This is a genomic window from Candidatus Atribacteria bacterium (assembly GCA_011056645.1).
Classification (GTDB): Bacteria; Atribacterota; Phoenicimicrobiia; order Phoenicimicrobiales; family Phoenicimicrobiaceae; genus Sediminicultor; species Sediminicultor quartus.
This window is the reverse complement of record DSEL01000138.1, coordinates 1-2,603: the sequence shown is the minus strand read 5'-3', so window position 1 is coordinate 2,603 and position 2,603 is coordinate 1. Positions and strand designations below refer to the sequence as shown.

At 31.6% G+C, this 2,603-nt stretch carries 3 protein-coding genes; all 3 read right to left on the bottom strand.

Features of this window, described 5'->3' with window-relative positions; genetic code table 11:
• Positions 1 to 274: 274 nt before the first annotated feature.
• Positions 275 to 799: a hypothetical protein gene (locus ENO17_05465; protein ID HER24474.1), complete on the bottom strand. Its 525-nt coding sequence runs from the start codon at positions 797 to 799 to the stop codon at positions 275 to 277.
• A 21-nt stretch (positions 800 to 820) separates the two neighbouring features.
• Positions 821 to 1,342 carry a type 1 glutamine amidotransferase gene (locus ENO17_05460; GenBank protein HER24473.1) on the bottom strand — a complete coding sequence of 174 codons (522 nt, stop codon included), beginning with the start codon at positions 1,340 to 1,342 and terminating at the stop codon, positions 821 to 823.
• Between the two features lie 315 nt (positions 1,343 to 1,657).
• On the bottom strand, positions 1,658 to 2,530 hold the full coding sequence (locus ENO17_05455) for an aldo/keto reductase (GenBank protein ID HER24472.1): 873 nt from the start codon (positions 2,528 to 2,530) through the stop codon (positions 1,658 to 1,660).
• Positions 2,531 to 2,603: the final 73 nt, after the last annotated feature.

Sequence of the window (2,603 nt, the reverse complement as noted above, 5' to 3'; positions counted from 1 at the left end):
TTTATATATAGACTGACCGTCAGTCTATATATAACATACTTTTTATTTTCTGTCAAATTTATTTCATATCTCTCTCGTAAAGAGAACAAAGCCGAGAAACATCATAATAAATTAGTATATAGTATCACAATTGCATGAAGAGAAAAAGAAACGTCTATGGAACAATTGAGAGAATTTAATAAATCTTCATATGAAAAAATCAGGGGTATAATATTACTCCTGATTTTTTCATCTTGTAAATATCGAATTCTTTCCTCAATTTAAAAACTACAAACTAATTAGTAGTAATAAATTTCAATTTACCAAATACTGCACTTGCTTCAACTTCTAAATATCCCTGATTGGTATCGATTTCACCTATTTTATATTTTTGCGAACCAAACACCACTGATGACCTATCTGGCAATTCCAGTTCACCAAAGGCAGAGCTCGCCCTAATAAATGTAGGAATGTCGGGATTAAGGAGGACTTTTCCCTCTGCGAATATGGTGTTAACCTTTATTTTCTTTACTTCATCTTTTATTTTTACTTTTGATAAATCAATTGTACCTGAAGCAAATATAACATTGTATTCATCCCTAAGTTCTGAAACTCTAATTATTCCTTCTTTAAAGACTATATTTTTACTATCTTGAAATCCAAAACCATCAAAAAGGATAAATATTCCGAACATGACAATAAGAATTCCTATGGTTAATTTAAATATATTAATATTGAAATTAAAAATACTATTCAGAAGTAAAATTATACCCACTGTTAAAAATATAATTCCTAAAAAAACTCCATCAAATAATCTCATTATTTATCTCCTTTAAATATTCTATTTATTTTGTAAAGCTGTAATGATAGCCGGAAGAAATGCCGGAAGGTCTTGAGGCGTTCTGGAAGTAATCAAATTATTATCCACTACGACTTCTTGATCAAGATAAATTGCTCCGGCATTGGTGAGGTCATCCTTGAGCGAAATCATAGCTGTGGTATGTTTACCCTTCATGATATTCGTCGAGATAAGGACCCAGGGACCATGGCAGATAGAAGCTACTAAGCCACCATTTTCAAAAATTTTCCGAACCAGGTCAAGGATTTTCGGATAACGGCGCAATCGGTCAGGAGCATAACCTCCTGGAACTACGATTCCCTGAAAATCCCTTGCCTTCGCTTCTGCTGCAGATAAATCAGCTTCAGCCGGATATCCGTGTTTACTTTTATAGATTTTGGCTTCCGGTCCAATGAGCTTCACTTCGGCACCTTCTTCTAATAATCTATAATATGGATACCATAATTCTAAATCTTCATATAAATCTTCAACTAAAATTCCAATTTTCTTTCCTTTTAATTTCATTTGAATATCCTCCTTCTAAAATATTATCTCATCTTTTATCGGTGAATTTTTATGTCTGCTTTTATTTTTTAATTGTAACCAAATTATTGAAGATATGCAAAAAATCCACAAAATAAAGGAGTTAGTTAAGCTTCTAATTAAAGTATAAACACCGTTAGATTGTCTATTTTCCCTTATTTTATAGTAAAGCATATTTCCTACCTTTATTCTAACAATATATTACCAAGATAAAGATTATTATTTTGGTATAAAGAAAATAACTGAAAAGGTTATTAGCAAGAATAAAGAGGGAGTATTTTTATTTCTAAAAACAGATTAGGATGTTACAACTGGATAAAGTTGTCCCCCATATAGATCAACAAATTCTTCTAATCTTTCTTTTTCAGAATTTGAAAGATTTAAAAAACCCTTATTATTTTCTATTAAATCAATGCTTTTATACAACAACCTTTTATCGCCCGGACTAACTGCAGAATCAATATCTTTTGATAATGTAAATTTGAGTGCGAGCATGGCCAATTCATCGTTATCAAACAAAGGCTTATACCAAGTTTTATATCCATGCCTTTCCTCACCATCTTTCCAACGCCTTTGAGCTAAAGATTTAATAGCCAGTATGCCTTTATTCGTTTCGCGGGCTTTTTTTATTACTGCTTCTCCCTGATGATAATTGTACCAGTAATTCCAATTTACAGGGAACATAACAGTATCAAAATCATAGAGTTTCATAAGTTCCAGTGCCCATTCTTCACTATGAGATGAAAATCCGACATAATTAACCAAGCCATCTTTTTTAGCTTCCAGAATAGCTTCCAAGGCTCCTCCCGAGCCCATTGATTTTTTAAACAAATCTTCATTGATAACCTCATGTAACTGATAAACATCAAAAAAATCAGTTTTTAGTAATTTTAGAGAATTTTCCAAGTCAGACCTAACCTCCCCCTTGGTTTTATAAGCTTCAGTTTTACAAGTTAAAATTATCTGTTCTCTATATTTTTCTATAGCAGGTCCTAGTTTATTTTGAGCGTCACCATAAGTTGGCCCAACATCAAATAAATTCACTCCTCTTTTAATAGCTTCAGAAACCACTTTATTTGCTTCTTCTTGATTCATGTTATTCAACATTATGCCACCAAATGATATAATAGAAACGTCAAGCCCTGTTCGGCCTAATTTTCTGTATTCCATTTATAATCCCTCCTAACATATAATTTAAAATATCAAATAAATTAAAAACATTTAATAAAAATACGTGTTACCC

Bases quoted from the DNA above. Each gene is read 5' to 3' on its own strand.
- ENO17_05465 (HER24474.1), bottom strand. From the start codon at position 799: ATGAGATTATTTGATGGAGTTTTTTTAGGAATTATATTTTTAACAGTG.
- ENO17_05460 (HER24473.1), bottom strand. From the start codon at position 1,342: ATGAAATTAAAAGGAAAGAAAATTGGAATTTTAGTTGAAGATTTATAT.
- ENO17_05455 (HER24472.1), bottom strand. From the start codon at position 2,530: ATGGAATACAGAAAATTAGGCCGAACAGGGCTTGACGTTTCTATTATA.